The following is a 25895-nucleotide window of genomic DNA, read 5'->3' as shown; positions in this document are numbered from 1 at the left end:
TTTCCTCTGCTTTAGCGGCGGCGGCCGGCCCGGCCGCCCTGGGCGGGGCGCCCAGGCACGGCGTGAACGCCCTGCGCCTGCTGATTCTCCCGCTCGGCGTCCCAGCGGGCGTACGCGTCGACGATCTCCCCGACCAGCCGGTGGCGGACCACGTCGGAGCTGGACAGCTGCGAGAAGTGCACGTCGTCGACGTTTTCCAGGATCTCCCGGACCACCCGCAGGCCGCTGCTCGTCCCGCCGGGAAGGTCCACCTGGGTGATGTCACCGGTCACGACGATCTTCGAGTTGAAGCCGAGCCGGGTGAGGAACATCTTCATCTGCTCGGGCGTGGTGTTCTGCGCCTCGTCCAGGATGATGAACGCGTCATTAAGGGTCCTACCCCGCATGTACGCCAGCGGCGCGACCTCGATCGTGCCGGCGGCCATCAGCTTCGGGATCGTCTCCGGGTCGAGCATGTCGTGCAGCGCGTCGTAGAGCGGGCGAAGGTACGGGTCGATCTTCTCGTTGAGTGTGCCGGGCAGGAAGCCCAGCCGCTCGCCCGCCTCGACCGCCGGCCGGGTGAGGATGATCCGGTTGACCTGCTTGGCCTGCAACGCCTGGACGGCCTTCGCCATCGCCAGGTAGGTCTTGCCGGTGCCGGCCGGGCCGATGCCGAAGACGATGGTGTGGGTGTCGATCGCGTCGACGTACCGCTTCTGCCCGAGCGTCTTGGGGCGGATGGTGCGCCCACGCCGGGAGAGGATGTTGAGCGTCAGAACCTCGGCGGGCCGCTCGGCGCTGCCCTGCTCGAGCATGCCGACGGTACGCCGGACGGCGTCAGTGGTCAGGGTCTCGCCTTTCTCGATGAGTTCGAGGAGCTCGCTGAAGACCCGCTCGGCGAGAGCGTTGTCCGCGGGGTCACCGGTGATGGTGATCTCGTTGCCGCGGACGTGCACGTCACTGGTGACCGAGCGTTCGACGAGTCGGAGGATCTCGTCGCCCGCGCCGAGCAGATTCACCATGATCTTCGGGTCGGGCACGGTGATCCTGGTCTGCACCCGGGGCGGGCCGGGAGGTGGGGTGCCGGTCATAGGTCGGGCCGAAGGGCCCTGCGCCACCTGCTCTCGATCTCGGCGCCGGCCTGCTGGCCTGGCGTGCGGACGTTACACCCATCGTATCGGTTCAACACGGGCCGCATCGCGCCCATTTCCGCTGGCCGCGATCAACCCCCGGCCCGGAAGTCGTACCGGTCGAAGGTCTCCTGGTGACGGGTGAACCGGTACGTCGCCCAGTGCATCCGGACCACCACGCCGGCCTCGTCCCGGGTCAGTCGCAGCAGCTCACCGGCCTCCCGACCGGAGACCACCCGGAACACGTCCGGCTGGTCCGCCAACGGGGTGAAGATCGCCGGCGGTCGTCCGGCCGGGTCGTCGACCCCACGCGCCCGCAGGGTGCCGTCGTGCCAGGAGAAGACGTACTCGCTGCCCTCGCCCCACCAGCGGCCGAGCGCGCCGCGCAGGGCCGCCGGCGCGGGCGCCCCGGGACGCCAGGGCTCGATCTCGGCCGGGTCGTGCTCGACCGCCACCGCGAGCAGCCGGTGCGGCAGGCTGAGCAGTTCGGCGGCCGTGCCGGACGAGCCGAGCACCGCGGCGCCCATCGCACCGGCCGTGCCGTCACCACCGCGACGGCCGTACACCCCGGCGAGGAAGCCGGGCATCGCCCCGTCGTGCCCCACGTGCATCACCCGTTCCCCCTGTGGGATCAGGATCAGCCCGAGCCCGAAGCCCGCGCCCCAGAGCGTCTCGTCGGTGGTGGTCAACGGCCAGCGCATCTCGTCCAGGGTGGCCGGGGCGAGGACCGCGCCGGCCGGGTCCAGCGCGACCGGGTCGGCCAGGAACGCCGCCCAGCGGGCCATGTCGGTGGCGGTGCTCCACAGCTGGGCGGCCGGGCCGACAGCGCCGAAGTCGGTCGGCGGTTCCGGGTGCGCCTCGTCGGAGTACGCGTCGACCAGGAACCCGGTGGCCGCGGTCGGCCGTGGGGTCACTGTGGTGTCGGTCAGCCCCAGCGGCGTCAGGATCCGCTCGGTGAGGGCCTGCGCCCAGCTTCCGCCCCGCAGCCGGGCGACGAGCTGGCCGAGGACTGCCATACCCAGGTTCGAGTAGTGGAACCGGCGGCCGGTCGGCAGCACCCGCTCGGCGCGGTCCAGCTCGGCGACCAGTTGGTCGGCGTCCGGTGCGCGCAGGCTGTCCCAGACGTCGCCGAACGGCTCGCGTTGCAGGCCAGCGGTGTGCGACAGCAACCGGCGTACGGTCAGCTCGCCGTGCGCCGGGAGGTCGAGGTGCCGGCCCACCGGGTCGTCCAGGTCCAGCAGCCCGTCGTCGCGGCACTGCAGGACCAGCACCGCGGTGAACGTCTTGGTGACCGAGCCGATCCGGAACTGGGTGCCCGGCCCCAGCGGGTTGTCGGTGCCGGTCCCGCCGACGGTACGGGTCCAGAGCGGTCGGTCGGCCCGGTGCAGCGCCGCCGACACCGCCGGCACCCGGGCGTCGGCCTGCACCCGCCGGACCAGTCGGTCCAGGTGCTCGTGCACGCGGCTGTCCGGCACGCTCACCCGAGGTCCCGGGCCAGCATCGGGCCCAGCGGCGCGCCACCGAGCAGGTGCGCGTGCACGTGGAACACCTCCTGCCCGCCGTACGCGCCGGTGTTGAACATCAGCCGGAAACCGTCGCCGAGCAGTCCCTCGTCCTCGGCCACGGCGGCGGACGTCGCCAGCACGTCGGCGGCGAGCGCCGGGTCACCCTGGGCGAGCGTCGCCACGTCGGCGTAGTGCTCCTTCGGAATGACCAGGACGTGCACCGGCGCCTTCGGGTCGATGTCACGGAAGGCGAGCGTGGTCTCGGTCTCCCGGACCACGGTGGCCGGGATCTCCCCGGCGACGATGCGGCAGAACAGGCAGTCGGATCCCATCGGGGCAGTGTAAGGAGTAACGGGCCGGGGCCACCGTGGCGCGGCATGCGCCGCCGGCCCGTTCTCCGGGGGAAGGTACGGCTGAGGCAGGATGTCCGGCATGACGGATCGGGCGGTACTCGTGACCGGGGCCTCGCGCGGGATCGGCCGCGCGGTGGCGACGGCGTTCGCGGCCAGCGGTGACCGGGTGGCCATCCACCACCGCGACTCCGCCGACGCGGCCGAGCAGGTGCGCGCGCAACTGCCGGGCGCCGGGCACGTGGTGGTCCGCGCCGACCTCACCGACCCGGACGCGGTCCGGGCGATGGTCGACCGGGCGGCCGAGCTGCTCGGCGGGCTGGACGTGCTGGTCAACAACGCCGGCACGTACGGCGACCGCGACGACCCGCACCCGATCTTCGGCACCTCGTACGAGCAGTGGCAGCAGCGCTGGCGGCAGGTGCTGGAGACCAACCTGACCGGCGCCGGCAACGTCACCTGGTGCGCCGCCCAGCACATGCGGGAGCGCGGCGGGCGGATCGTCAACGTCTCGTCCCGGGGCGCGTTCCGCGGCGAGCCGGATCAGCCGGCGTACGGTGCCAGCAAGGCGGGACTGAACGCGCTGGGCCAGTCCCTCGCCGTGGCGCTGGCGCCGTACGGCATCACGGTCGCCACCGTCGCGCCGGGCTTCGTGGCGACCGACATGACCACCGACCACCTGCGCGGCGAGCGGGGCGCGGCCATCCGGGCGCAGAGCCCGTTCGACCGGGTGGGCAAACCGGAGGAGATCGCGGCCGCCGTGCACTGGCTGGCCTCGCCGCAGGCCGAGTGGGCCTCCGGCACGATCGTCGACCTCAACGGGGCCTCCTACCTGCGCAGCTGAGCCCGAGTTGCAGATGGCGGACGTGCGGGCCCAGGGTGGCCCTCTCGCGACGCCCCAGGCCAGCGGGTAGCCGCCCAGGGTGAGCGGAGGCACAGTTCTTTGTCGATCGTTCCAATTACCCGTACGGTGGGTGCATGGCTCGTACCCGGGAGCTCGACCGACAGCGCCACGCGACGCCACTGATCGCCATGCGGCGTTCGGGCAACGACGCCCGGGAGGTGATCCGCGAGGTCTCTGTCGGCGCGGTGGACGAGATCGCCGGGGACGGGAGGCGCCTGGCCTGCCTGATTGTCGGCGCCACGGTTGAGCGGATCCGCGACGACCAGCGGGTGCCACAGACCTCGCCACCTTTCCGGTGACCAGCCTCCAGGGGCTGCGGGTGATGGGCGGGATCAACCCCGACCGGGCCACCCTGATGCGGTCCGCCGAGGTCGCACCGAATTGCCTGGATTGACTTGATACTGGGACCCATTCGACCCTTTTGTCGCACGAAATTCTGTAACGAACACTCAACATAAATTCGGAGGAAAAGGGATGAAACCGATAGGCGTAGGGATCATCGGGCCCGGCGCATGGGCCTCGATCTCGCATATCCCGGTGATCGCGGCGTCGCCGGCGTTCGAACTGCGGGCGGTCAGCACGTCCCGTCGCAGCTCGGCGGAGGTTGCGGCGGCCAAGTACGGAGTGCCCGGATACGACGACCATCGCCGCCTGCTCGCCGACCCGCGGGTCGATGTGGTGGTGGTCGCGGTACAGGTCACCCAGCACTTCGAGCTGATCTCGGCGGCGCTTGAGGCGGGCAAGACGGTCTACAGCGAGTGGCCGCTCGCCAACGGCCTGGCCGAGGCGGAGCGCCTCGCCGAACTGGCCCGCCGGGCCGGCGTCCGTACTGTGGTCGGGCTCCAGGGACGCTTCGCCCCCGAGGTCCAGCACGCCGCGGACCTGGTTCGCGACGGGTACGTCGGCGAGGTGCTCGGCACCACTCTGGTCGGCTCCGGCATGGTCTGGGGCGGCGAGGTGGCCAGCCGCAGCCAGGCCTACTGGTTCGACAACGCCAACGGCGCCACCCCGCTCGCCTCCGCCGCGCTGCACGCCCTCGACCCGCTGCACTTCGTCCTCGGCGAGTTCGACACGGTCGCGGCCAACCTCGTGGTGGGGCGCAAGGAGGCGACCGTCACCGAGGACGGCGGCCGGATCCCGGTCACAGTGCCGGATCAGGTCGCCCTGATCGGCACCCTCACCTCCGGTGCGGCCGCCTCGGTCTTCTATCGCGGCGGCGCGTCCCGTGGTGACAACTTCCGATGGGAGATCAACGGCACCGACGGCGACCTCGTTCTGACCTCGGACTGGGGCAACATGCAAGTCGCCCAGCTCACCCTCGCCGGTGGCCGCGGCGCGGACACCACCGTCACCACCATCGACGTTCCCGCCTCCTACTCGGACGGGATCCCCACGGGCCTGGCCCAGACCCCGGCCAGAAGCATCGCGCGGCTCTACGCGCAGTTGGCCCGCGACCTGGCCGACGACACCCGCACCGTGCCCGACTTCGAGCACGCCCTCAACCGGCACCGCCTGATCGACGCCGTTGAACGCGCCTCGCGCACCGGCGTCGCCCAATCCCTGAAGTGACCAACCGGCGGCCGGAGTCAATGACGTGAAAGCGATAGGACTGCTGCGCCACGGCGGACCCGAGGTACTGGAGGTCGTCGAGCGGCCAACTCCGCACGCCGGACCGGGCGAGGTCCGGATCCGGGTACGTGCCACCACCGTCAACCCCGCCGACACCCTGATCCGGGCCGGCGTCACGCCCATCCGGCAACGCGGAACGGAACCAGTCATCCCCGGCCTGGACGTCGCCGGCACCGTCGACGAGATCGGTCCCGGCACCAGCCCTCGCCTCGCCGTCGGCGACCGGGTGATGGCCATGGTCAACCCCACCCGCCCCGCCGGCGGCGGGTACGCCGAATGGATAGTGCTCCCCGAGTCGTGGGTCGTCCCGGCGCCGGCCGGGTCGAGTCACGCCGAGGCCGCCACGCTCCCGACGAACGGTCTGACCGCCTTGCACGCCCTCGACCAGCTACGCCCCGCTCCGGGTAGCACCCTAGCCGTCACCGGCGCGGCCGGGGCGGTCGGCGGCTACGCCGTACAGCTGGCCAAGGCCGCCGGACACCGCGTGCTGGCCGACGCCGCCCCGCAGGACACCGACCTCGTCGCGTCGCTGGGCGCCGACCACATCGTCGAGCGCGGGCCGGGGGTCGCCGATCGCTTCCGCGCGCTCACCGCCGACGGCGTCGCCGCGGTCGTCGACGCCGCTGTCATCGGCGCCCCGCTGCTGTCGGCCATCCGCCGTGGCGGCTCCCTGGTGTACGTACGCGGCGGGGCGGACCAGGCCGCGTTCGAGCGGGCGGCCGCGACGCGCGGCGTGACCCTCACCTACGCCCACGTGCACGATTACGACGGGCGACGCGACAAGCTCGACCTGCTCCGCCAGCTCGCCGACGAAGGGCGGCTCAGCCTCCGGGTCGCCGACACCTTCCCGCCGGAGCAGGCGGCGCAGGCCCATCGGCTCCTGGCGGCCGGCGGCGTCCGGGGCCGGCTCGTCATCGAGTTGTGAGCCCGCCGTTCGTGCGTACCCTGCTCGGCCTGTCGGCGGAGCCCCATCAGGAAATGGAAGGGAGGGAGAGGCAGCGACATGCGCGCGGTAGTGCTCAAGGAATTCGGCGCCCCGCTGGTCCTAACGGAGATCGAGAAGCCGATACCGGGTCCCGGACAGGTACTGGTCCGGGTCGCGGCGAGTGGTGTCAATCCGCTGGACGCCAAGATCCGAGCTGGAAAGGCCGCCCACGCCCGGATACAGCCGCCGGCCGTACTCGGTCTGGACCTGGCCGGTGTCGTGGCGTGGAGAGCGGCACCGGTACCGGCACAATCGTGATTGACGTCGAGTGACGGGGCACCTTCGACCCTTTTCCGAGACGGCGCGGGGCTTACCAGCGGCCGAGCCGGGTGGCGAGCACACTGAGGGCCGCCACCCCGGCGGTGGAGGTGCGCAGCACGGCCGGCCCGAGGCGTACGGGTCGACCGCCGGCCTCCCGGAAGGCACTCAGCTCGGCCGGGGCGATGCCACCCTCCGGGCCGACCACCAGCACGATCTCCCCGCTGGAGGGCAGCTCGGCGGTGGTGAGCCGGTCCTCGGCCTCCTCGTGCAGCACGAACCCGGCGGCGGCACCGGCGATCCGGCGGGCCACCGTGGCGGTGGACTCGTCCGGCGCACCGGCCACCACCGGTAACCACGCTCGGCGGGCCTGCTTGGCCGCCTCCCGGGCGGTGGCCACCCACTTCTCCCGGGCGCGTACGCCCCGGTCGCCGCGCCACTGGGCCACCGAACGCGACGCCGCCCAGGGGACGATCTCGTCCACCCCGACCTCGGTCATCGCCTGCACGGCCAGCTCGCCCCGTTCGCCCTTGGCGATGCCCTGCACTGTCACCAGCCGGGGTACGGGCGCGTCCGCGTACCCCCGGGAGGTGACGCTGACCTCCAGGCTGCCCCGGCCGACGGCCGTGACCACGGCGGCGGCAGTGCCACCCCGGCCGTCGGCGAGCAGCAACTCCTCGCCGACGCGCAGTCGCTGCACGGTGGCGGCGTGGTGCCCCTCCGGGCCGTCCAGGGTCAGGGTGTCGCCGGTGGGCAGCGCCTCGACCAGGAACAGCGGCGCGGACACTCAGGCGTGCCCGTTGAACGCGTCACGCATCCGGGAGAAGAAGCCGCCCTGCTTGGACAGCTCGGCGACCTCCTCACCACGGGTCTTGGCGAAGTCGCGCAGCATCTTCTCCTGGTCGGCGTCGAGCTTGGTCGGGGTCCGCACGTCCAGGTGGACGTAGAGGTCACCCCGGCCGGTGCCGCGCAGGTGCGGGACGCCTCGGGCCCGCAGCCGCAGCGTGCTGCCCGGCTGGGTGCCGGGCTTGACGTCGACCGGCTCCTCGCTGTCCAGCGTCTTGATGGTCAGCCGGGTGCCGAGCGCGGCGGCGGTCATCGGCACGGTGACCCGGCAGTGCAGGTCGTCGCCCTTGCGCGAGTAGACGTCGTGCGGACGTTCGTGGATCTCCACGTAGAGGTCACCGGCGGTGCCGCCGCCCGGGCCGACCTCGCCCTGCTGGGCCAGCCGGATCCGCATGCCGTCCTCGACGCCGGCCGGGATCTTCACGGTCAGCGACCGGCGGGTGCGCACCCGGCCGTCACCGGCGCAGGTCGGGCAGGGGTGCGGGATGGTGGTGCCGTAGCCCTGGCACACGGTGCACGGCCGGGCGGAGACCACCTGGCCGAGGAAGGTGCGCTGCACCGACTGCACCTCGCCCCGACCGCCGCACGCCTCGCAGGTGGCCAGGTGGGTGCCGGCGGCCGTGCCGGCGCCGGAGCAGGTGGTGCAGAGCACAGCGGTGTCGACGGTGATCGGCGCCTCGACGCCGAACGCCGTCTCGTGCAGGTCGAGCTCGAGCCGCAGGATCGCGTCGGCACCCGGGCGGGTACGCGGCCGTGGGCCACGGGCGCCGCCTCCGGCACCGCCGAAGAACGCGTCCATGATGTCCTGGAAGCCGACGAACGGGCCGGCTCCACCGGGGCCGCCCGGGCCACCGGCGCCGCCACCCGGGGCGAGCGGGTCGCCACCCAGGTCGACGATCTGCCGCTTCCGGTCGTCCGAGAGGACCTCGTACGCGGCGTTGATGTCCTTGAACTTCTCCTGAGCCTCCGGGTCCGGATTGACGTCCGGGTGGAACTGGCGCGCCAGCTTGCGGTAGGCGCGCTTGATCTCGTCATCGGAGGCTTCCCGGCTCACACCGAGAATGCCGTAGTAGTCCCTGGCCACTGCGTTCCGTGTCCTCATGTTCGTCTCGCGTTGCGCCGGTCGGCGGCCGCAGCCGGCCGCATCGGCCCTGACCAATCAGTTCTGGGCCAGCAACTCGCCCACGTAGCGTGCCACGGCGCGCACCGTGGCGATGTTGCCGGGGTAGTCCATCCGGGTGGGCCCCAGCACCCCGAGGCCGCCCACGATGGTGGTGCCCGGGCCGTAGCCGGTGCTGACCACCGAGGCGGCGCGCAGGTTGTCGAACTCGTTCTCGTCGCCGATCAGCACCCGGGTCGTGCTCGGCTCGGTCTCACCGATGAGCTTGAGCAGCACGACCTCCTCCTCCAGCGCCTCGAGGATCGGCCGCAGCGAGCCCTGGAAGTCGAGCAGCCCGCCCCGGGTGAGGTTGGCGGTGCCGGCGAGGGCGATCCGTTCCTCGTGCCGTTCGACGAGCGTCTCCAGCAGCACGCTGGCGAGCGTGGTCATGGTCGGTCGCAGCCCGGTCGGCGCTTCCTCGACCAGCGCCTGCACCAGCGGTGGCGTCTCGGACAGCCGGGCGTTGGCGAGCTTCTCGTTGATCAGTCGGCGCAGGTCGGTGACGTCGTCGGCGGGCACCGGCCCGGGCAGCTCCACGAGTCGCTGCTCCACCCGGCCGGTGTCCGCGATCATGACGAGCATCAGCCGGGTGGTGGAGATCGGCACCAGCTCCAGGTGACGCACCGAGGAGCGGGCCAGCGACGGGTACTGCACGACGGCGACCTGCCGGGTGAGCTGGGCGAGCAGCCGCACCGTGCGGTGCACCACGTCGTCGAGGTCGACAGCGCCGACCAGGAAGCGCTCGATGGCCCGGCGCTCGGCCGGGCTGAGCGGCTTGACCCGGGACAGCCGGTCGACGAAGAGGCGGTAGCCGCGGTCGGTGGGCACCCGGCCGGCACTGGTGTGCGGCTGCCGGATGTAACCCTCCTCCTCCAGCACGGCCATGTCGTTGCGGACCGTGGCCGGGGAGACCCCGAGCTGGTGCCGCTCGACCAGCGCCTTGCTGCCGACCGGCTCCTGGGTGGAGACGTAGTCTTCGACGATGGCGCGGAGCACTGCGAGTTTCCGGTCGTCGAGACCCATCCTCCGCACCTCCTGTCGCACGTCGGCCGCCGGCGCCCTGGGCCGGCCGAGCCGTCCTGGCACTCGACTGTAGCGAGTGCCAGTCTACGTCGGCAGGCCCGCCGACGCGATGATCAACGGCCGCCGGTCGGTGCGGCCCGCGCCACCGCACTGGGCCGATCGGCCCGCACTACCGGGCGGTGTCGCTCTGGTGCGGCGTTGCCACGGGCCCCTACCGTGACATCCATGACTGAACCTCCTCGCCCTCCCGGTTCGGGTGAGCCCGGCAACTACCCGCCGGAGCCGACCTCCCCGGGCCCGTTCCCGTCGGCCGAGCCGCCCACCGCACCACTGTCCGGCGCACCCGGCCCGGCCGGCTATCCCCCGGCCGGTGGCTATCCGCCGCCCACCGGTGACCAACCGACGTCAGGTGGCTACCCTCCGGCAGGCGGCTACCCCCCGCCCGGGGGCTACCCGCCCGGCGGCTATCCGACCGGTGGGGCCTACGGCGGCCCCGGCGGCGGCTACGCCAACAACGAGGACAAGACCTGGGCGTTGGTCGCCCACTTCGGCGGCGCGCTCGGCGCGCTGATCAGCTTCGGCCCGCTGGGCTTCGTCGCCCCGCTCATCGCCTACCTGGCCCGCGGCCAGCAGTCGCCGACCGTCCGGGCGCACGCCCTCGCCGCCCTGAACTTCCAGATCCTCTGGTCGATCATCGCGTTCGTGCTGCTCTTCGTGAGCTGGTGCCTGCTCTTCCTGCCCAGCATCGCCGTCGTGGTGATCCAGATCCTGTTCGGGATCATCGCCGGCGTGAAGGCCAACGAGGGCACCCCGTACCGCTACCCGATGACCGCCAACTTCATCAAGTGAACCGGGCCGGCCGCTCCCCCGGCCGGTTCGGCACACCGCCGCCCCCGCTCAGGGCAACAGATCGCGGACGACCGCGTCGGCGAGCAGCCGCCCGCGCACCGTGAGCACCGCCCGGCCGGCGGCGTACTCGTCGGCGGCCAGCAGGCCGCCGGCCAGCGCCCGCTCGGCGCCGGCCCGCCCGGCGGCGTCGAGCACCGCCAGCGGGAGACCGCTGGCCAGGCGCAGCCGCAGCATCACGTCCTCCATGTGCGCCTCGTCGACAGTGAGCACCTCCCGGGCCAGCCCGGGAGACGCACCGGCGGCCAACCGTTGGGCGTACGCGGAGGGGTGCTTGACGTTCCACCAGCGCACCCCGCCGACGTGGCTGTGCGCCCCCGGGCCGAGGCCCCACCAGTCCGCGCCGGTCCAGTAGAGCAGGTTGTGCCGGCACCGGGCCTCGTCGCTGCGGGCCCAGTTGGAGACCTCGTACCAGGAGAACCCGGCGGCGTCGAGCGCGGCCTCCGCCGCCAGGTAGCGGTCCGCCGCCACGTCGTCACTGGGGTACGCCAGCTCGCCGCGCCGCATCCGGGCGGCGAGCCGGGTGCCGTCCTCGACGATCAGGGCGTACGCGCTGACGTGGTCCACCCCGGCCGCGACGACCTGCTCCAGCGAGGCGGCGAAGTCCTCGGCCCGCTCCCCCGGGGTGCCGTAGATCAGGTCCAGGTTGACGTGCGCGAACCCGGCGTCGCGCGCCTCCAGGGCGGCGGCGGTGGCCCGGCCGGCGCTGTGCGTGCGGTCCAGGATCGCCAGCACCCCCGGGGAGGCGGACTGCATGCCCAGCGAGATCCGGGTGTAGCCGGCCGCCCGCAGCAGCTTCAACGATTCCGGGGTGACCGACTCGGGGTTGGCCTCGGTGGTCACCTCGGCGTCGGCGGCCAGCCCCCAGGTGCGGTCGATGCCGTCGAGGATGCGGGCCAGGTCGTCGGCGGGGAGCAGGGTGGGCGTGCCACCACCGACGAAGACGGTGTCGACCCGGGGCGGCGGGTTGTCGCCCAGCACCCGGGCGGCGAGCGCCAGCTCCGCGAGGACGGTGTCGGCGTACCCCTCGCGGCTGGCACCGCCGCCCAGTTCGGCTGCGGTGTAGGTGTTGAAGTCGCAGTAGCCGCAGCGACTGGCGCAGAACGGGACGTGCACGTACACGCCGAAGCCGCGCGCGCCGACCGCTGCGGTGGCGGTGGCGGGCAACGATCCGTCGACGGGGACGGTCTCACCATCTGGAAGGACGCCGGGCATGGCCACTAGTGTGCCCGGCATGACCTCTCCCGACGTCCTCGTGCGGGTCGCCACGGCCCGTGGGGTGACCACCCTCACCCTGGACAGCCCACACAACCGCAACGCGCTCTCCACCGCCCTGATGACCCAGTTGCTGGCCGGGCTGGCGGACGCGGTGGCCGACGAGGCGGTCCGAGCGGTGGTGCTCGACCACACCGGCCCGGTCTTCTGCTCCGGGGCGGATCTGAAGGAGACCGCCCTGGCGTACGCCAGCGGGACGGTTCCGGCCGGCATGTTGGGTGACGTGCTCGCCGCGGTCTGGGAGTGCCCGAAGCCCGTGCTCGCTCGGGTGGCCGGGCCGGCGCGGGCCGGCGGGCTCGGCCTGATCGCCGCCGCCGACCTGGCCGTCTGCGCCGACGAGGCGACGTTCGCGTTCACCGAGGTCCGCATCGGGGTGATCCCGGCGGTGATCTCGGCGACCGTGCTGCCCCGGCTGCACCCCCGCGCCGCCGCCGAGCTGTACCTGACCGGCGACACCTTCGACGGTCGCCGGGCCGCCGAGATCGGCCTGGTCACGGCGTCGGTCCCGGCGGACGGGCTGGACGACGCGGTGCGCGGCTACTGCGATTCGCTGGTGCGCGGCGCGCCGGGCGCGTTGGCCGGCGCGAAGGATCTGCTGCGCCGGCCGGCCACCGCCGAGCTGCGTGCCGAGCTGGCCCGGCTCTCCGCCGTCTCGACCGGCTACTTCCTGTCCGACGAGGGACGCGAGGGGGTCACCGCGTTCCGCGAGAAGCGATTGGCTCGATGGGTGGCCGCTCTGGACGGTGGTTCCGCTGATCATGCCGGGTAGGACCGGGGGCGCTGGCGGCGTCACCAGCGGTTGCCGGGGCGCCGGCGGGGTCACGAGTGGTTGCCGGGGCGCTACCTTCGGTTGGCAGCGCCCCGGTTGTCGGCCGGGTCACCAGGCGGTCGCGCCGCCGTCGACCGGGTAGTTCGCCCCGGTGATGTACGACGCCCGGTCCGAGGCGAGGAAGACCACCAGCTCGACGACCTCCTCGGGGCGCGCGAAGCGCTTGAGCAGCGTCTTGGCGGTGATGGCGTCCCGGGCCTCCTGGTTGTCACCGAGGTCGCGTTCGCTGGCCGGGGTGAGGGTGGGCCCAGGGCTGACCGCCACGGCGCGGATCCCGTGTGGCGCGCCTTCGAGCGCGAGTTGTCGGGTCATCCCGATGATGCCGGCGTTTGCGGCGGTGTGACCGACCATCGGCGGCACGTGGCCGCCGATCATCCCGGCCATGGAGGCGGCGCTGATGATGACGCCGCCGCCGCGCCGGACCAGGTGCGGCCAGGCGAACTTCGACACGAAGTACGGAATGTCGAGTTCTCCGGTGATGGTGTAGCGCCAGTCCGCCACGGAGAAGTCGGGCATCGGGCCGAAGCGGAGCGCTGCCGCGTTGTTGTAGACCACGTCCAGCCCGCCGTAGGCGGCGGCAGCGTCGTCGACGAGCCTGCGTACCTGCTCGGGGTCGGTGAGGTCGACCGGCGCGATGCCGGTCATCTCGCCTCCGGCGCGGCGGACGAGGTCGACCGTCTCGTCGTTTCCGGCGACCTGGAGGTCGGCCCCGACGACCTTCGCGCCCTCGCGGGCGAAGGTCAGCGCCGCGACGCGGCCCAGACCACCCCCGGTGCCGGTGATCAGCACGACCTTGCCGTCAAGCGTTCCCATGACACTCCTCCTCGTTCGGTGACCGCCCCGCCCAGGTGGTGGCGGTCGGTCAGATTGACATGTCAACAGGGGTAAGTCCTTGACTGGTCAATCGCTTCCCGCCGTCACGCACCCGGTGACGCTCCCGACAGCCCGGCACCGGGCGGGTGACAGAACCAGCGAGCAGGTGAGATCGCCACCGAAGCGGGAACGTCGCCAACCGGTACGCGACAACGGAGCCGACCCGAACCGGCCCGTGGCGCCCGAGTCGGGCCCGAACCGCTCGGACGAGCCGGAGAGGGCGTGCGGGGACGTACGCTTGGCGGACTGTCGATCTGGGGGTGTGGGTGCGAACTCGGGCAACCGTGGCGGGTGGAGTGGTGCTCATCCTCATCGCCGTGATCGCGATCTGGCTCGTCGTACGGCAGGTCGGCGACAACCTCACGCTGCCGCTGGTGGCACGGAAGTGCACGGTGCAGGCCGATGGCCGGGTCGCGCTGGACGCCGACCAGATGGCCAACGCGGCGACCATCGCGGCGATCGGCGCGAAGCGTGGCATGCCCGAGCGGGCCGTCGTGGTCGCGCTCGCCACCGCGTACCAGGAGTCCGGGTTGCGCAACCTCGCCGACGGCGACCGCGACTCGGTCGGCCTGTTCCAGCAGCGGCCGAGCCAGGGCTGGGGCACCCCGGCGCAGATCCGCGATCCGCGCTACGCGGCCAACCGGTTCTACGCGGCCCTCAAGAAGGTGCGCGGCTGGGAGAAGATGCGGGTCACCGATGCCGCCCAGCGGGTGCAGCGCTCGGCGTTCCCCGAGGCGTACCAGAAGTGGGCCGACGACTCCGAGGTGCTCAGCCGGGCCCTGCTCGGCGACGCCAGCGGCGCTGTCGCCTGCACCGTGGGGCGCACCCCGGCGATGTACGGCGCGGCGGCGGCGGCGCAACTGACCCGCAACCTGGTGCTGGACTGGGGGTTGAAGGGCACCGACCCGACCGACCCGACGGGGTTGGCGGTCACTCCGGGCGACCAACGCGACGGCTGGCGGTACGCGCACTGGCTGGTGTCGCACGCCCAGGACCACGGGGTGAAGCGGGTCCGCTTCGGCGACCTGGAGTGGACCGCGCGCAACGGCTCGTGGGGCCGGGTGGACGGGCAGCAGAGCCCGGCCGGTCAGGTGGTGGCCGAGGTGTTCAACGAGGGCTGACCCGACCCGGATCTCCTAACCGGCAGTGACCGCACAATCCGGCAATATGCATGAAATCCGGCTATTGATCGCCTTGATCTCACTCTGTGCGTTTCTCTCGCTGCGCGGGGTCCCGGTGCGGCCCAATCCCCCAACACACCCTCCCCGATGCCTGGGCCACCGCGTTACGATCGGCGGCCTGTGCCAGAAAAGGTTTCACCTCATGGGGAGGGGTACGACGCGGTGTTCGATTACGGCGACCGGACCGGTTACGAGCCGATCAGCGACATTGACCGCAAGGAGTTCCACGAGCAGGGTTTCCTCCTGCTGCGCAACGTCCTGACCGAGGACCACCGGGCGGCGCTGGAGGCGGCGGTCGACCGCGTCTACGCCGAGGAGCAGGCGAAGGGCACCACCAAGAAGGACGGCACCCTGCACCTGCTGGGCTTCCTGGAGCGCGACGAGCTCTTCGGTGAGCTGCTGACCCACCCGATCGCCTTCCCGTACATGTGGGGGCTGGCCGGCTGGAACATCTACACCCACCACAACCACCTGGACGTCACCCCGCCGGCCGCCGAGCCGGAGAAGCCGTACTGGGGTTGGCACCAGGACGGGTACCGGCAGAACTCCGACCCGGAGACGATGGACCCGAACCTGCCCCGCCCGATGTTCTCGCTGAAGGTCGCGTACGTGCTGTCGGACCTCTCCGAGACCGGCCGTGGCGCCACCAAGGTCATCCCGGGCAGCCACCTGTGGAACTCGCTGGACCGCCCCAAGGACCTCAGCGTGCACAACCCGGACCCGGAGGGCACGGTGGAGATCACCGCGAACCCGGGCGACGCGTTCATCTTCGACCGCCGGCAGTGGCACTCGCGCTCGACGAACCTGTCGACCATCACCCGCAAGATGCTCTTCGTCGGCTACACCTACCGGTGGATCCGTCCGCTGGACGAGCTGCACCCCGACGTGAACGGCGAGTGGTACCGCAACCGCACCCCGGTGCAGCGCCAGCTGATCGGTGAGGGCACCCACACCGCCAACTACTGGGGCATCAACTGGGACGGGTACGTCGACGACGAGATCCCGCTGCGCAAGGAGCTCAAGGAGCGCGGTCTGCTCGACCGCAGCATCCCCTGGCTGCGCTGACCCGCTGCTCGTAGAACGGCCCCCGCCACCGTTGGCGGGGGCCGTTCTCGTATTCGCTTCCGGGCCACCGGGCGCCGCGGTGTCGGTAGCGTGACGGGTAGGCAGAGCCGGGGCGCAGCGCCTGGCCGGGGCGCGGGGTGGCACAGGAGGCAGCCGCAGTGACGTCCGCTCCGCTCCCCCGGATCCTCCGCCGTCGCGGCGAGCCGGAATATCCGACCTTCCTGGAACTCTTCTTCGACCTGGTCTACATCTTCCTGCTCTCCCGGCTCTCGGCCAGCCTGGGCGAGAACCTCACCGTTCGGCACGCGGCGCAGACCGCCGTCCTGCTGCTGGCCGCCTGGTGGGTCTGGGTGCTGACGGCGTGGCTCACCGACCTGTTCGACCCCCGACTGCCGATCATCCAGGCGACCGTCCTGCTGGTCATGCTCGGCACCCTGCTGATGGCGATCGCGACACCGCACGCCTTCGGCAGGTACGGGTGGCTCTTCGTGGCCGCGTACTTCGGCATCCACCTGGTCCGCGACGCCGTCCTGATCCCCGGCACCCGGGTCAATCGTCCGATCCAGGCCCGGAGCATCAGGGTCTTCTTCTGGTTCGGCGTGACCGTGGCGCCCTGGGTGGCCGGGGTATTCGTGGACGGGACGGCTCGGCTGGCGCTCTGGTCGCTCGCGGTGGTGGTCGACCTCGGCTCGGCACGGTTCGGCTGGCCGACGCCGGGGCTGGGGCGCACCGAACTCGCCAGCCAGATCTTCACCGGGGTACACCTCTCCGAGCGGCACCGGGCGATCTTCATCGTCGCGCTCGGCGAGTTGATCCTGAGCACCGGCATGGAGCTGGCCGGCAGCGGGTTCACCGCCGGTCAGGTGACCGCGAGCGCAGTCGCGTTCGTCAGCGCGGTCCTGCTGTTCCAGCTCTACTTCCAGCGCTTCCAGCGGATCCTGGCCCCACCGAGCGTCACGACCGTGGAGAGGGTCCGCTCCGGCACCTCCACCTCGTACACCCACCTGGTGATGGTGGCCGGGGTGGTGTTGGTCTCGACCGGCACCTCGATGGTCATCGCTCGGCCGTCCGGTCACACCCCGGTGGATGTGATGGTTGCCATCCTCGGCGGCCCGGCGCTGTTCCTGCTCGGCAGCGTGCTGTTCGAAGCCGTGGTGACAGCCCGGATTCTCTGGTCCCGGGTGCTGGCGATCGTGCTGCTGGCGGGCGTGCTGCTGGGCGCGCTTGTCGCGCCCGGCGCGTTCCGGCTGCCGCCGTTGACAGTCCTGGTGGTGGCGAACCTGGTCATGCTGCTCACCCTGGCCGGGGAAGTCCTGGCTGCACGGCGCAGACCGGCCGAGGTCACCACGGCGGCCCGATGAGAGGTCGCCCCACCGGCCGCGCGGAGTCTCACCCCAGCATCGGCGGCGCCGGGGTACGGGTGTGTCGTCGGGTGCTGGCCAGGTTCGCCACGGCGATCAGGGCCAGCACGATCATGGCGAGCAGGGCGACCAGGATCGGCGGCAGCACGGGCGTGGCCGGCGCCAGGCACCCCAGCAGCACCACGCCAGCCAGCCGGGACCGCGAGATGCGTCCGAACACGGTGAAATCGAGGAGGCCCCGGCCGAGCAGGTACAACGCGGGGCTGCCGAGGATGACCGCGGCCCACGACGGCGGGGTCTCGCCCAACGGTCGATTCACCACGAGGTCGCTGGTGACCGCCGCGCCGGCGATGCCGGCCACCATGATCAGATGGGTGAGCGCGGCGGACTGGGTGAGCAACGCCGGGTCGGTCGACCGGACGATCGCGTCGGTCAGCAGCTCACCGGCGCGATAGATGTAGATCCGCCACATCAGCACCACCGTGCTGAACACCACGAGCAGCGCCCAGGCGCTCTCCAGCGTGTACTCGCTCCTGCTGAAGGTCGTCCCGGTCACGAAGATCGACACCCCGAGCGCGATGATGACGAACTGCCGATAGCGCTCGGCCACCCGCGCGTGGACCAGCCGCCAGTCCCGGGCTCGTGAGCGGCCGATCCGGGGCAGCGGCCAACCGCACACCGCCCCGACGTACTCGACGACGACCGCGAGCGCCCAGATCGGCAGCTGACCCGAGCCGCCGACGACCGCCCCGCCGATCCATCCGACGGCGGCGATGGACTTCCAGGTCTGGATCCGGATCGTCGAACGCCGCAGGGGCCAGCCCTTCGAGACGAAGACGGCGTAGTAGGCGGTGGTGCTGAGGGGAATGATCACGAAGGTGATCGCGAAGAGCAGCGCACGATCGCCGTACGCGTCGGCCGCGGTCGCCGCCAACAGCAGACTGGCCGCCGCCACCCAGGTGAGATGCCCCTGCCCTGATGGACGGGTCAGGTCGATGGTGTCCGCCGTCCACACGGTGAGCGCCCAGATCATCGTGAACGCGAGCAGCAGCACCAACGCCTCGGCGAGGCCGGTCCAGGTCAGGTCGTTGGCGAGCATGTTCGCCAGGGTGACCAGCGCGAAGACGTAGACGAGGTCGAAGAAGAGTTCCAGAAACGCCGGACGTTCCAGGTCGGGATCGGTGGGCGCCGCTGCCGTGGCGCCGCCGTCCGTTGCCATCGACATCGCGCTCCACCCGGCCTCCACCGCACGCCCTCAAAGGGGACAATACGGGCAACGACTCGGACTCGACCCTGTCATCCGGTTCTTACCGGCCGCCGGTCACCCCGACGCTGGCGTGTCGTCCCGGCGGCACGGGGCGGTCAGGTGACGTCCCGGCGCAGGGGCAGCAACACGGCGATCGCCGAGGCGGCCACCGCGTACGCGGTGAGCAGGAGAGCCCCGGCCGCCGGTGGGAGGAGGTGGACGGCGCCGCTGCCGAGTTCCGCGGAGATGGCGTCGGCGACGTAGGTGAAATCGGTGAGCGCGGCGGTGGCTCCGCCGGGGAGGATCGGGTACAGCGTGTTGACGCCCGGGATCATCATCAGCACCGGCTCCCCCACGTACAGATAGCCGGTCACGACACACAGCGCCGCGATCTGGTGGTGGACGAGGGCGCCCACCCCGGCCCCGAGGAGCAGGTACACCACCATCGCGACGGCGATACGGCCGAGCAGCGCCAGCACTGTGGTGGTTGGCAGACCGAGTGGGACGCCGCGGGCGGCGGCGACGGCGAACAGCGCCACCGCGGCAGTGCCCGCGAGGACGAGCCCATAGGCGAGACCGACCACCGCGTACGTGGTGAGTTTGGCGGCGAGCACCCGCCCACGGCGCGGCGCGAACAGGAAGGTGACCGCGGCGGTGTGGTGTCGGTGCTCGGAGGTGACCGCGAGGGCCCCGGCTGCGGCCGGCACGAACGCGGTGTAGCCGAGGATGCCGAGGATCGCGCGGAGGCCGGCCTCGGTGTCCAGACCGGGCATCGGCGGGTCGAAGTTCTCCGGCCCCGCCAGCGCCATGGCCCCGAACATGCCGCCGCCCAGCGCAGCGGCGACGAGCAGCAGGCCGCCCCACATCCGGGTGGCCAGCAGCCTGCGGAACTCCGCTCTGATCAGGAGGTTCATCAGCTGACCGCCTTGTCCCTGGTGAGGTGGAGGAAGAGTTCTTCGAGGCTGGTGGTCTCGACGACCAGCTCGTGCACCCGCACGTGATGGGCGGCGGCGAGGTCGGCGAGGCCCGGCGCGTCCAGCCCCCGTACCCGCAGCCGGTCGGACCCGACGGCTTCGACGTGCGGTGCCGTGCCGCCGTTGGCCGGGGCGGCCGTCAGGGCGGCAGCGAGCGCGTCCGCGTCGGGTGAGGTGACCAGCACCGCCGGCGGGCCGGCGAGCCGGGAACAGGGCCCGGCGGCGACGAGTTCGCCACGCCGGATCACCACGACGTCGTCCACGAGCTGCTGGATCTCGCCGAGCGCGTGGCTGGAGATCAGGACGGTGCGGCCCTCGTCGGCGAACTGACGCAGGAAGCCGCGCAGCCACGACATCCCTTCCGGGTCCAGGCCGTTGCCGGGTTCGTCCAGCAGCAGGACGCGGGGGTCGCCGAGCAACGCCGTGGCGAGGTTGAGCCGCTGTCGCATGCCCGTGGAGAATCCTCGGGTGCGCCGGTGTGCGGCCTCGGCGAGGCCGAGCAGGTCGAGCAGGTCGGTGACGCGGCTGTCCGGATATCCGCCCATCGCGGCGTAGACGCGCAGGTGGTCACGGGCGGTGTGTCCAGGGTGGAACGCGTTGGCGTCGAACACGGCGCCGACCGTGCGCGACGGCCGGGCCAGTTGGCCGTACGGCCGCCCGCCGATCGTGGCGGTGCCACCGGTCGGCGACACCAGCCCGGTCATCATGCGCATCGTGGTGGTCTTGCCGGCGCCGTTCGGGCCGAGGAACCCGGTGATCACGCCGGGCCGCACGGTGAAGCTCAGATCGCGCACGGCGGTGACGTCACCGAAGCGCTTCGTCAGGCGCGACACCTCGATCGCGAGGTGGTCGCCGGTCACGCGCGGGCCGCCATGGCACGCGTGATCGCCTCCACGAGGCCCGGCGCGGCGAGGCTGGAGAGCACCACCTCGTCGAACTCGCCGTCGGTCGCCGCCCGGTCCAGAACGAGGTGCAGCCCTGGTTCCGCCCGGCGGGCCGCCACGAGCTGCCGGGGACCGCCGTACAGGCCCCACACTCCGATCTTGGCGAAGCCGGACACCACGTATCCGCGGCGGGCGCCACGGGCCAGGCGGAGCGGGTTGTCCACCAGGGCGGCCTGCCGCACCGCGGTGAGGGGCGGTGCGAACCGCTCCCGCCCGACCCAGACCCGCTCCCATCCGGTAAACCGAATGTCGATCACATCGTTGGTCACCATGACCGATGCCATCAGTCTTCCCCTCTCGTCGTGTCGGAGTCGTCGGTCGACGCGGGTGCGCGCCTGTCGGCCGTCGCCGGATCGGTGGGCAGCAGGACGGTCGCCAACAGTCGCGGTATCCGCCCGCCGCCGGGCTGGTTGCCGAGCAACGGAGCCACCAGCGCGTTGAGCCCGGCGGCGAACTCGCCCAGTTCGGCGTCGGTCAGGTGCAGCACGAGTTGCTGGTAGCCCACGCCGTCGGCGGTGAAGTCGATGCGCTCCCGGGTGAGATAGCGGGAGAACTCCGACAGCAGGCTCGACATGAACGCCGTGAAGTAACGGGCGTGGTCCTCCCGCGTAGCCGTGGCGAGGCTCGCAGGGTCGAGCGTCGCGCCGCGCGCGGGCAACGCGTACACCCGCTCGACGGCACCGCGCACCCTGCGTTCATCGATCACCTCGACCAGTCCGGCCTTGACCAGGATCGCCAGGTGCCGGTACATCGTGGCCTGTGGGACATCGGGCAGCAGCTCAAGCAGGCCCTGTGTGGTCAGGCGGGTGCCCGCGACCGCACGCAGGATCCGGATCCGCACCGGGTGCAGCGCCAGGTCCGCCCAGCGTTCTCTCGACATCTCCACAACCAAACGTTATCACTATTGATAGTGATAACGAAGCGCGCCGTTCTACGCGGGTGGGCGGTCGGCCCTCGATGTCAGCTACGGGTGGAGAGACGCCGGCGGACCTTGTCCCGGATCGACTCCGGCAGGTCGGGTGCCTCCAGCAGGCGGGGCAGCAGCTCCGGCTCCAGGGTGGTGGCCCGGAACACCTCACCGATGGTCACCCCGTGCGCGGGCCGGTCCACCACGTCGACCGGGTCACCCGGGCCCACCTCCCCCTCCCGAAGCACCCGCAGGTAGGCCCCGGGCAGCGCCCGGACGGTGAACCGCTTGATCAGATCCGGTACGCCCCAGAAACCGGCGAAGGTGGCGCACGGCGTTCGCGGCTTGGTCACCTGGAGCACTGCCGATCCGACCTGCCACTGCTCACCGATCACCGCGCCGGTCAGGTCCACCGCGTACGTGGTGAGGTTCTCGCCGAAGCCACCGGGCCCGATACCGCGCCCCAGCTCGGTGGCCCACCAGGCGGCGTCCTCTTCCGCGTAGGCGTAGACCGCCTGGTCCTCGCCCCCGTGGTGGGCCCGCTCGCCGATGAAGTCGCCAACCACCCCGTCGACGCGGAACAGCACGGGCGCGTCCACCGGCCGCTTGTCGATGCCGCTGCGCCCGCTCGCGTCGCCGGCCCACTCCGCCTCGGTCACCACGCCGAGGTTCACCGCTGCCACCCTGCCCGTCATGACGGTCAGCCTAGCGGGGCCGGCGGGGTCGACCCGCCCTCAAGATCGTCCGACGGCACCGGGGCGATCCTCAGCCCTTGACGGCGCCGGCCACCAGGCCGGAGACCATCCGACGCTGCACCAACAGGAAGAAGATGATGACCGGCAGGGTGAACAGGGTGGACGCGGCCATCACCGGCCCCCAGTTGGTGTCGTCGCGACCGAAGAAGAAGGTCATCGCCACCGGCAGCGTGTAGCTGCCCTGGTCGTTGATGAACGTCAACGCGAAGATCAGCTCGTTCCACGCGGTAATGAAGGAGAAGATGCTGGTGGCCACCAGGCCGGGTGCGACCAGCGGGAAGAGCACCCGGCGGAAGGTCTGGGCCCGGCTGGCCCCGTCGATCGCCGCCGCCTCCTCCAACTCCTTCGGCACCGCCGCGACGAAGCCGCGCAGCATCCACACCGCGAACGGCAGCGAGAAACCCAGGTACGTGAGGATCAGGCTGGGCAGGGTGTTGTAGAGCCCCAGCCGCTGGATCATCAGGAACAGCGGGATGACCAACGCCTCCAGCGGGATCATCTGCACCACCAGCAGCATGATCAGAAAGCTGGTCCGCAGCTTGAAGCGGAACCGGGCCACAGCGGTCGCGGCGAGCAACGCCACCAGACCGCTGAGCACCACCGTCGAGACCGCGACGAGTGCGCTGTTGAGGAAAAAGTCGAGGAAGCTGACACCGGGGATCAGGTTGCCGGTCAGGATCTCCCGGTAGTGCTCAAGCGTCGGGTGGGTCGGCACCGGCTGCGGGGTGGACGAGAAGATCTCTCTGCTCGGCTTCAGCGAGGTGGAGATCATCCAGTAGACCGGGAACGCCGCGAAGAGCGCGACCAGCAGCCCGGCGCCGTTGAGGGCGACCTTCTTCACGACTCGTCCTCCTGCCTGAGCACCATGCGTACGTAGAAGCCGGTGACCACCAACAGGATCAGCGTGAGGATGACCGCGATGGCCGCGCCGAGCCCGTACTTCGGCGGCGGCGAGAAAGCTTCGGCGTACGAGTAGATGGCGAGCATGAACGTCGGCCGGTCCTGGGTGCCGCCGGCCAGCACGAACTGCTGGGTGAAGACCTTGAAGTCCCAGATCGTGGAGAGCACGATCAGGATTCCGAAGACCGGGCGCAGCAACGGAAAAGTGATCTTCCAGAAGACCCGCCACGGGCTGGCGCCGTCCACCCGGGCCGCCTCGTGCAGCTCACTCGGCACGCTCTTCAGCCCGGCGAGCACGCTCACCGCGATGAACGGGAACGAGTGCCAGACCACCACCAGCGTGAGGATGGCGAAGAAGAGCAGTGGCGAGTTGAACCAGCCGTAGCCGGTCCAGTCGCTGCGCCCGAACAGGCCGTTCGAGAGCCCGTCCGGCAACGCGTTGAACAACCAGGTGACCAGGCCGCTCGTGTCGTCGAAGATCCACTTCCAGACGATGGTGCCGGTCAGCGCCGGCGTCGCCCAGGCGAGCATCACGCAGCTCGCCACGAACGTCGCCATCTTGCGCCCGAGCCGGTTGAGCAGCAACCCCACCAGGGTGCCGAGCACCATCGTGAGCAGCACGTTGGCCGCGGCGAACAGCACCGTGTTGCGCAGCACGGTCAGGAAGAACGGATCGGAGAGGATGTCGGTGTAGTTACCGAGCCCCACCCACGGCCACTCCCGATCACCGCGTAGTTGCCGGACGCTGTTCAGCCGGTAGAAGGACATCACCACCACCTGGCCGAGCGGCCAGAGCAGCAGCACCCCGATGATCAGCAGGGCGGGCAGGAGCAGCAGGTAGGGCAGGCGGTCCACCCGGCGACGGCGCCGCGCGGGGGTGTCCCGCGCGGCGGCCGCCTCCGGCACCTCGGTCAGCGTGCTCACTTGGCGTTGAGGATGCTTTCCATCTCGGTGGCCGCGTCGGTGGTGGCCTTCTCGACCGTCTTCTGACCCTTCATCACCGAGCTGTTCATCGCCTGGGTCACCGTCTTCGTCCGGCTGACCTCCACCCACTTCGGGGTGAGCGGCGTGAGCTTGGTGTTCTGCATCGTGGTGGCGAACGCCGCCATCACCTTGTCGTTCGCGTACGCGTCACCGGACACCAGATCCTGGTAGACCGGGAAGAAGCCGAGGCTGCTCGCGAAGCTCTGCGCGTTCTTCTTGTTCAGCAGCACGGTCAGGTAGTCCCAGGCCAGGTCCTGCCGCTCGCTGTCCTTCCAGATCGCCACGTCCGAGCCGCCCGCGAAACCGGGCGCCGCCTTGCCGTCCGGGCCGGGGATCGGGAACGTACCCCAGACCTTCTCGATCTCGGGGTTGTCCTTCTTGATGGCGCCCTGCTGCCAGCTGCCGGCGAAGGCCATCGCGGCCTTGCCGGTGGCGAACTGGGTACGCGCGTCGATCTCGTTCCAACCCGCGGCGGCCGGCGGGGCCACCTTGTGGACGGTCACCAGGTCGGTCCAGAACTTGACCGCCCGCTGCGCCTCCGGCGTGGTGTAGCCGGACTTCCAGGTGCCGCCCTGGTTGCTGGCGATCTCGCCGCCGGCTCCCCAGAGGAAGGAGTAGAAGGGCAGCTCGGAGTTGCCCGGCAGGGCGATGCCGTAGGTGCCCTTCTTCTTCGCCTGCACGGCCTTGGCCACGCTGACCAGGTCGTCCCAGGTCTTCGGGGGCTGCACGCCGGCCTCGGCGAACCAGTCGGTGCGGTAGTAGATGGCCCGCACACCCGCGTACCAGGGCACGCCGTACTGCTTGCCGTCGAGCTGCGCGTTGCGCACCAGGTCGGGCAGCAGGTCCTTGCCGTCCGCCCAGCCACCCATCCGGCTGCTCACGTCGGCGAGCGCCTCCTGGGCGGCCCACCCCTGGGTCTCGGTGTTGCCCAGCTCGGTGATGTCCGGTCCCTCACCGCCGGCGAGCGCGGCCTGGAACTTCTTGGGCGCTTCCAGCCAGGGGATGTACTGCACGACCACATCGGTGTCGGGGTGCTTCTGACGGAACTCGGCCTCGACCCCGTCGAGGAAGGAATTCTGCGCGTCCCCGCCCTCGCCCATCATCCAGACCGTGAGCTTGCTGTCGTCGGCCGCATCGTCGCCGGAGCCCCCACAGCCGGTCAGCACCATCGCGGCCGAGGCCACCATGGCGGTGACCGGGGCCAACCGCTTCCACCTGTTCACGCCACTTCTCCCCTCGCGCCGCCTGGAACTAACCTTCTCCGCCGCACCCTAGTACGGAGAATTCCTTTACGACAGTGGGTGGCGCTGGCCGAAGCGTGGCGAACGTACCGCAGCGCCCCACCGGCAGGCACTCCGACGTCGGGCCAAAGTTGGGCGCTTCAACACGAAAGAGCGCCCGGCGTGGCCGGGCGCTCTTTCGAGTCGTGCTGTCCCACCGGTAGTGGGGGTGTTACCAGATGATGCCGGGTCGTTATCGGGTGATGCTGCGGCGGCGACCCACACCGGCCACCAGCGCGACAGCGATCGCGGCCACCACGACCTGCACCAGCAGCTCGCCCCAGTCGACACCGCTGGTCTCGGTCGCGATACCGATGGCCCGAGCCAGGACGGTGCCCAGCAGCGCCGCACCGATACCGATCAGCAGGTGCAGCCAGATCGGCATGTTCTGCCGGCCCGGAACGACCAGGCGGCCGAGCGCGCCGACGATGAGACCAACAACGATCGCAGTGATGATGCCCCACACGGTGAGCTCCACGGCCACCCTCCTTCAAGAATGTCTGACACACGGTGCGTGTGCTTCCTGTCGTGACCGTTAATTGCCCGACCCACCGAAATTCCAAACCGACTTCACTCACCAAACGATCACGATCTGGCCGACAGGAGCACGTTCCACCGCAGGCCCCCCGCACCCTGCCCACCCGCCC

At 71.2% G+C, this 25895-nt stretch carries 28 protein-coding genes; 10 read left to right on the top strand and 18 right to left on the bottom strand.

Annotated features, from left to right (window positions below):
• Positions 1-11: 11 nt before the first annotated feature.
• The 3 genes from QCZ28_RS30945 to QCZ28_RS30935 all read right to left on the bottom strand — a co-directional run bounded on the left by QCZ28_RS30945 (position 12) and on the right by QCZ28_RS30935 (position 2946).
• Positions 12-1070 (bottom strand): PhoH family protein, encoded by a 1059-nt coding sequence (locus tag QCZ28_RS30945; protein WP_030336459.1) that lies wholly within the window; start codon positions 1068-1070, stop codon positions 12-14.
• Positions 1071-1201: 131 nt separating this feature from the next.
• Positions 1202-2590, bottom strand: coding sequence for a serine hydrolase (locus QCZ28_RS30940; RefSeq protein WP_279519914.1), 1389 nt, complete (start codon positions 2588-2590; stop codon positions 1202-1204).
• Complete coding sequence (locus tag QCZ28_RS30935) at positions 2587-2946, bottom strand: histidine triad nucleotide-binding protein (protein ID WP_279519913.1); 360 nt, start codon at positions 2944-2946, stop codon at positions 2587-2589. The genes QCZ28_RS30940 and QCZ28_RS30935 overlap by 4 nt, the downstream gene beginning before the upstream one ends.
• Positions 2947-3046: 100 nt before the next feature.
• Between QCZ28_RS30935 and QCZ28_RS30930 the strand changes: the two genes are divergently transcribed.
• The 5 genes from QCZ28_RS30930 (at position 3047) to QCZ28_RS34585 (ending at position 6740) form a co-directional block, all read left to right on the top strand.
• Positions 3047-3808: an SDR family NAD(P)-dependent oxidoreductase gene (locus tag QCZ28_RS30930; RefSeq protein WP_279519912.1), complete on the top strand. Its 762-nt coding sequence runs from the start codon at positions 3047-3049 to the stop codon at positions 3806-3808.
• A gap of 134 nt (positions 3809-3942) precedes the next feature.
• On the top strand, positions 3943-4167 hold the full coding sequence (locus QCZ28_RS30925; RefSeq protein ID WP_279519911.1) for a hypothetical protein: 225 nt from the start codon (positions 3943-3945) through the stop codon (positions 4165-4167).
• Positions 4168-4342: 175 nt separating this feature from the next.
• The gene (locus QCZ28_RS30920; protein WP_279519910.1) at positions 4343-5437 is read left to right on the top strand and encodes a Gfo/Idh/MocA family oxidoreductase; all 1095 of its coding nucleotides are present in this window, start codon (positions 4343-4345) and stop codon (positions 5435-5437) included.
• A 25-nt stretch (positions 5438-5462) separates the two neighbouring features.
• Positions 5463-6422, top strand: coding sequence for an NADP-dependent oxidoreductase (locus QCZ28_RS30915; protein ID WP_279519909.1), 960 nt, complete (start codon positions 5463-5465; stop codon positions 6420-6422).
• A 78-nt stretch (positions 6423-6500) separates the two neighbouring features.
• Positions 6501-6740 (top strand): alcohol dehydrogenase catalytic domain-containing protein, encoded by a 240-nt coding sequence (locus tag QCZ28_RS34585; protein WP_347815144.1) that lies wholly within the window; start codon positions 6501-6503, stop codon positions 6738-6740.
• 52 nt (positions 6741-6792) lie between these two features.
• Here the strand turns inward: QCZ28_RS34585 and QCZ28_RS30910 are convergent, their stop codons facing one another.
• The 3 genes from QCZ28_RS30910 to hrcA all read right to left on the bottom strand — a co-directional run bounded on the left by QCZ28_RS30910 (position 6793) and on the right by hrcA (position 9768).
• Positions 6793-7527: a 16S rRNA (uracil(1498)-N(3))-methyltransferase gene (locus tag QCZ28_RS30910; RefSeq protein WP_279519908.1), complete on the bottom strand. Its 735-nt coding sequence runs from the start codon at positions 7525-7527 to the stop codon at positions 6793-6795.
• Positions 7528-8670, bottom strand: a complete 1143-nt coding sequence (gene dnaJ, locus QCZ28_RS30905; protein ID WP_279519937.1) for a molecular chaperone DnaJ — start codon at positions 8668-8670, stop codon at positions 7528-7530.
• A 75-nt stretch (positions 8671-8745) separates the two neighbouring features.
• Positions 8746-9768, bottom strand: coding sequence for a heat-inducible transcriptional repressor HrcA (gene hrcA / locus QCZ28_RS30900; RefSeq protein WP_030336470.1), 1023 nt, complete (start codon positions 9766-9768; stop codon positions 8746-8748).
• A gap of 225 nt (positions 9769-9993) precedes the next feature.
• Between hrcA and QCZ28_RS30895 the strand changes: the two genes are divergently transcribed.
• Positions 9994-10617, top strand: coding sequence for a DUF4870 domain-containing protein (locus tag QCZ28_RS30895; protein WP_279519907.1), 624 nt, complete (start codon positions 9994-9996; stop codon positions 10615-10617).
• A 48-nt stretch (positions 10618-10665) separates the two neighbouring features.
• On the opposite strand, the gene hemW is transcribed toward QCZ28_RS30895, so the two are convergent.
• Positions 10666-11889 (bottom strand): radical SAM family heme chaperone HemW, encoded by a 1224-nt coding sequence (gene hemW / locus QCZ28_RS30890; protein ID WP_279519936.1) that lies wholly within the window; start codon positions 11887-11889, stop codon positions 10666-10668.
• 19 nt (positions 11890-11908) lie between these two features.
• On the opposite strand from hemW, the gene QCZ28_RS30885 reads away from it, so the two are divergent.
• The gene (locus QCZ28_RS30885) at positions 11909-12718 is read left to right on the top strand and encodes an enoyl-CoA hydratase-related protein (RefSeq protein WP_279519906.1); all 810 of its coding nucleotides are present in this window, start codon (positions 11909-11911) and stop codon (positions 12716-12718) included.
• Between the two features lie 108 nt (positions 12719-12826).
• Here QCZ28_RS30885 and QCZ28_RS30880 read toward each other — a convergent pair whose 3' ends face one another.
• A complete protein-coding gene (locus QCZ28_RS30880) occupies positions 12827-13591 on the bottom strand; it encodes an SDR family NAD(P)-dependent oxidoreductase (protein WP_279519905.1) in 765 nt (254 codons plus the stop codon).
• 320 nt (positions 13592-13911) lie between these two features.
• Here QCZ28_RS30880 and QCZ28_RS30875 point away from each other — a divergent pair, with 320 nt between their 5' ends.
• The 3 genes from QCZ28_RS30875 (at position 13912) to QCZ28_RS30865 (ending at position 17258) form a co-directional block, all read left to right on the top strand.
• Complete coding sequence (locus QCZ28_RS30875) at positions 13912-14772, top strand: hypothetical protein (RefSeq protein ID WP_279519904.1); 861 nt, start codon at positions 13912-13914, stop codon at positions 14770-14772.
• Between the two features lie 222 nt (positions 14773-14994).
• A complete protein-coding gene (locus tag QCZ28_RS30870; RefSeq protein ID WP_030336481.1) occupies positions 14995-15897 on the top strand; it encodes a phytanoyl-CoA dioxygenase family protein in 903 nt (300 codons plus the stop codon).
• Positions 15898-16055: 158 nt separating this feature from the next.
• Positions 16056-17258, top strand: coding sequence for a low temperature requirement protein A (locus tag QCZ28_RS30865; RefSeq protein WP_279519903.1), 1203 nt, complete (start codon positions 16056-16058; stop codon positions 17256-17258).
• A gap of 28 nt (positions 17259-17286) precedes the next feature.
• Here the strand turns inward: QCZ28_RS30865 and QCZ28_RS30860 are convergent, their stop codons facing one another.
• The 10 genes from QCZ28_RS30860 to QCZ28_RS30815 form a co-directional block, all read right to left on the bottom strand.
• Complete coding sequence (locus QCZ28_RS30860) at positions 17287-18483, bottom strand: low temperature requirement protein A (RefSeq protein ID WP_279519902.1); 1197 nt, start codon at positions 18481-18483, stop codon at positions 17287-17289.
• Between the two features lie 137 nt (positions 18484-18620).
• Positions 18621-19418 (bottom strand): ABC transporter permease, encoded by a 798-nt coding sequence (locus tag QCZ28_RS30855; protein ID WP_279519901.1) that lies wholly within the window; start codon positions 19416-19418, stop codon positions 18621-18623.
• Complete coding sequence (locus QCZ28_RS30850; protein WP_279519900.1) at positions 19418-20338, bottom strand: ATP-binding cassette domain-containing protein; 921 nt, start codon at positions 20336-20338, stop codon at positions 19418-19420. The genes QCZ28_RS30855 and QCZ28_RS30850 overlap by 1 nt, the downstream gene beginning before the upstream one ends.
• Positions 20335-20706, bottom strand: a complete 372-nt coding sequence (locus QCZ28_RS30845; RefSeq protein ID WP_279519899.1) for a hypothetical protein — start codon at positions 20704-20706, stop codon at positions 20335-20337. The genes QCZ28_RS30850 and QCZ28_RS30845 overlap by 4 nt, the downstream gene beginning before the upstream one ends.
• Positions 20706-21302 (bottom strand): helix-turn-helix domain-containing protein, encoded by a 597-nt coding sequence (locus QCZ28_RS30840; protein ID WP_279519935.1) that lies wholly within the window; start codon positions 21300-21302, stop codon positions 20706-20708. Before QCZ28_RS30840 ends, QCZ28_RS30845 begins: the two co-directional genes overlap by 1 nt.
• Positions 21303-21382: 80 nt before the next feature.
• Positions 21383-22024 (bottom strand): MOSC domain-containing protein, encoded by a 642-nt coding sequence (locus QCZ28_RS30835; RefSeq protein WP_279519898.1) that lies wholly within the window; start codon positions 22022-22024, stop codon positions 21383-21385.
• A gap of 70 nt (positions 22025-22094) precedes the next feature.
• On the bottom strand, positions 22095-22925 hold the full coding sequence (locus tag QCZ28_RS30830; protein WP_279519897.1) for a carbohydrate ABC transporter permease: 831 nt from the start codon (positions 22923-22925) through the stop codon (positions 22095-22097).
• Positions 22922-23908 (bottom strand): sugar ABC transporter permease, encoded by a 987-nt coding sequence (locus tag QCZ28_RS30825; protein WP_030336498.1) that lies wholly within the window; start codon positions 23906-23908, stop codon positions 22922-22924. The genes QCZ28_RS30830 and QCZ28_RS30825 overlap by 4 nt, the downstream gene beginning before the upstream one ends.
• Positions 23905-25191: a sugar ABC transporter substrate-binding protein gene (locus QCZ28_RS30820; RefSeq protein WP_279519896.1), complete on the bottom strand. Its 1287-nt coding sequence runs from the start codon at positions 25189-25191 to the stop codon at positions 23905-23907. Before QCZ28_RS30820 ends, QCZ28_RS30825 begins: the two co-directional genes overlap by 4 nt.
• A 250-nt stretch (positions 25192-25441) precedes the next feature.
• Positions 25442-25726 carry a GlsB/YeaQ/YmgE family stress response membrane protein gene (locus QCZ28_RS30815; RefSeq protein WP_279519895.1) on the bottom strand — a complete coding sequence of 95 codons (285 nt, stop codon included), beginning with the start codon at positions 25724-25726 and terminating at the stop codon, positions 25442-25444.
• Between the last annotated feature and the right edge of the window lie 169 nt (positions 25727-25895).

It is taken from the genome of Micromonospora sp. DH14 (assembly GCF_029809455.1).
In the GTDB taxonomy this organism is placed as follows: Bacteria; Actinomycetota; Actinomycetes; order Mycobacteriales; family Micromonosporaceae; genus Micromonospora; species Micromonospora parva.
Note: the sequence above shows the minus strand (reverse complement) of the source record. Positions and strands in the feature narration are given on the sequence as shown.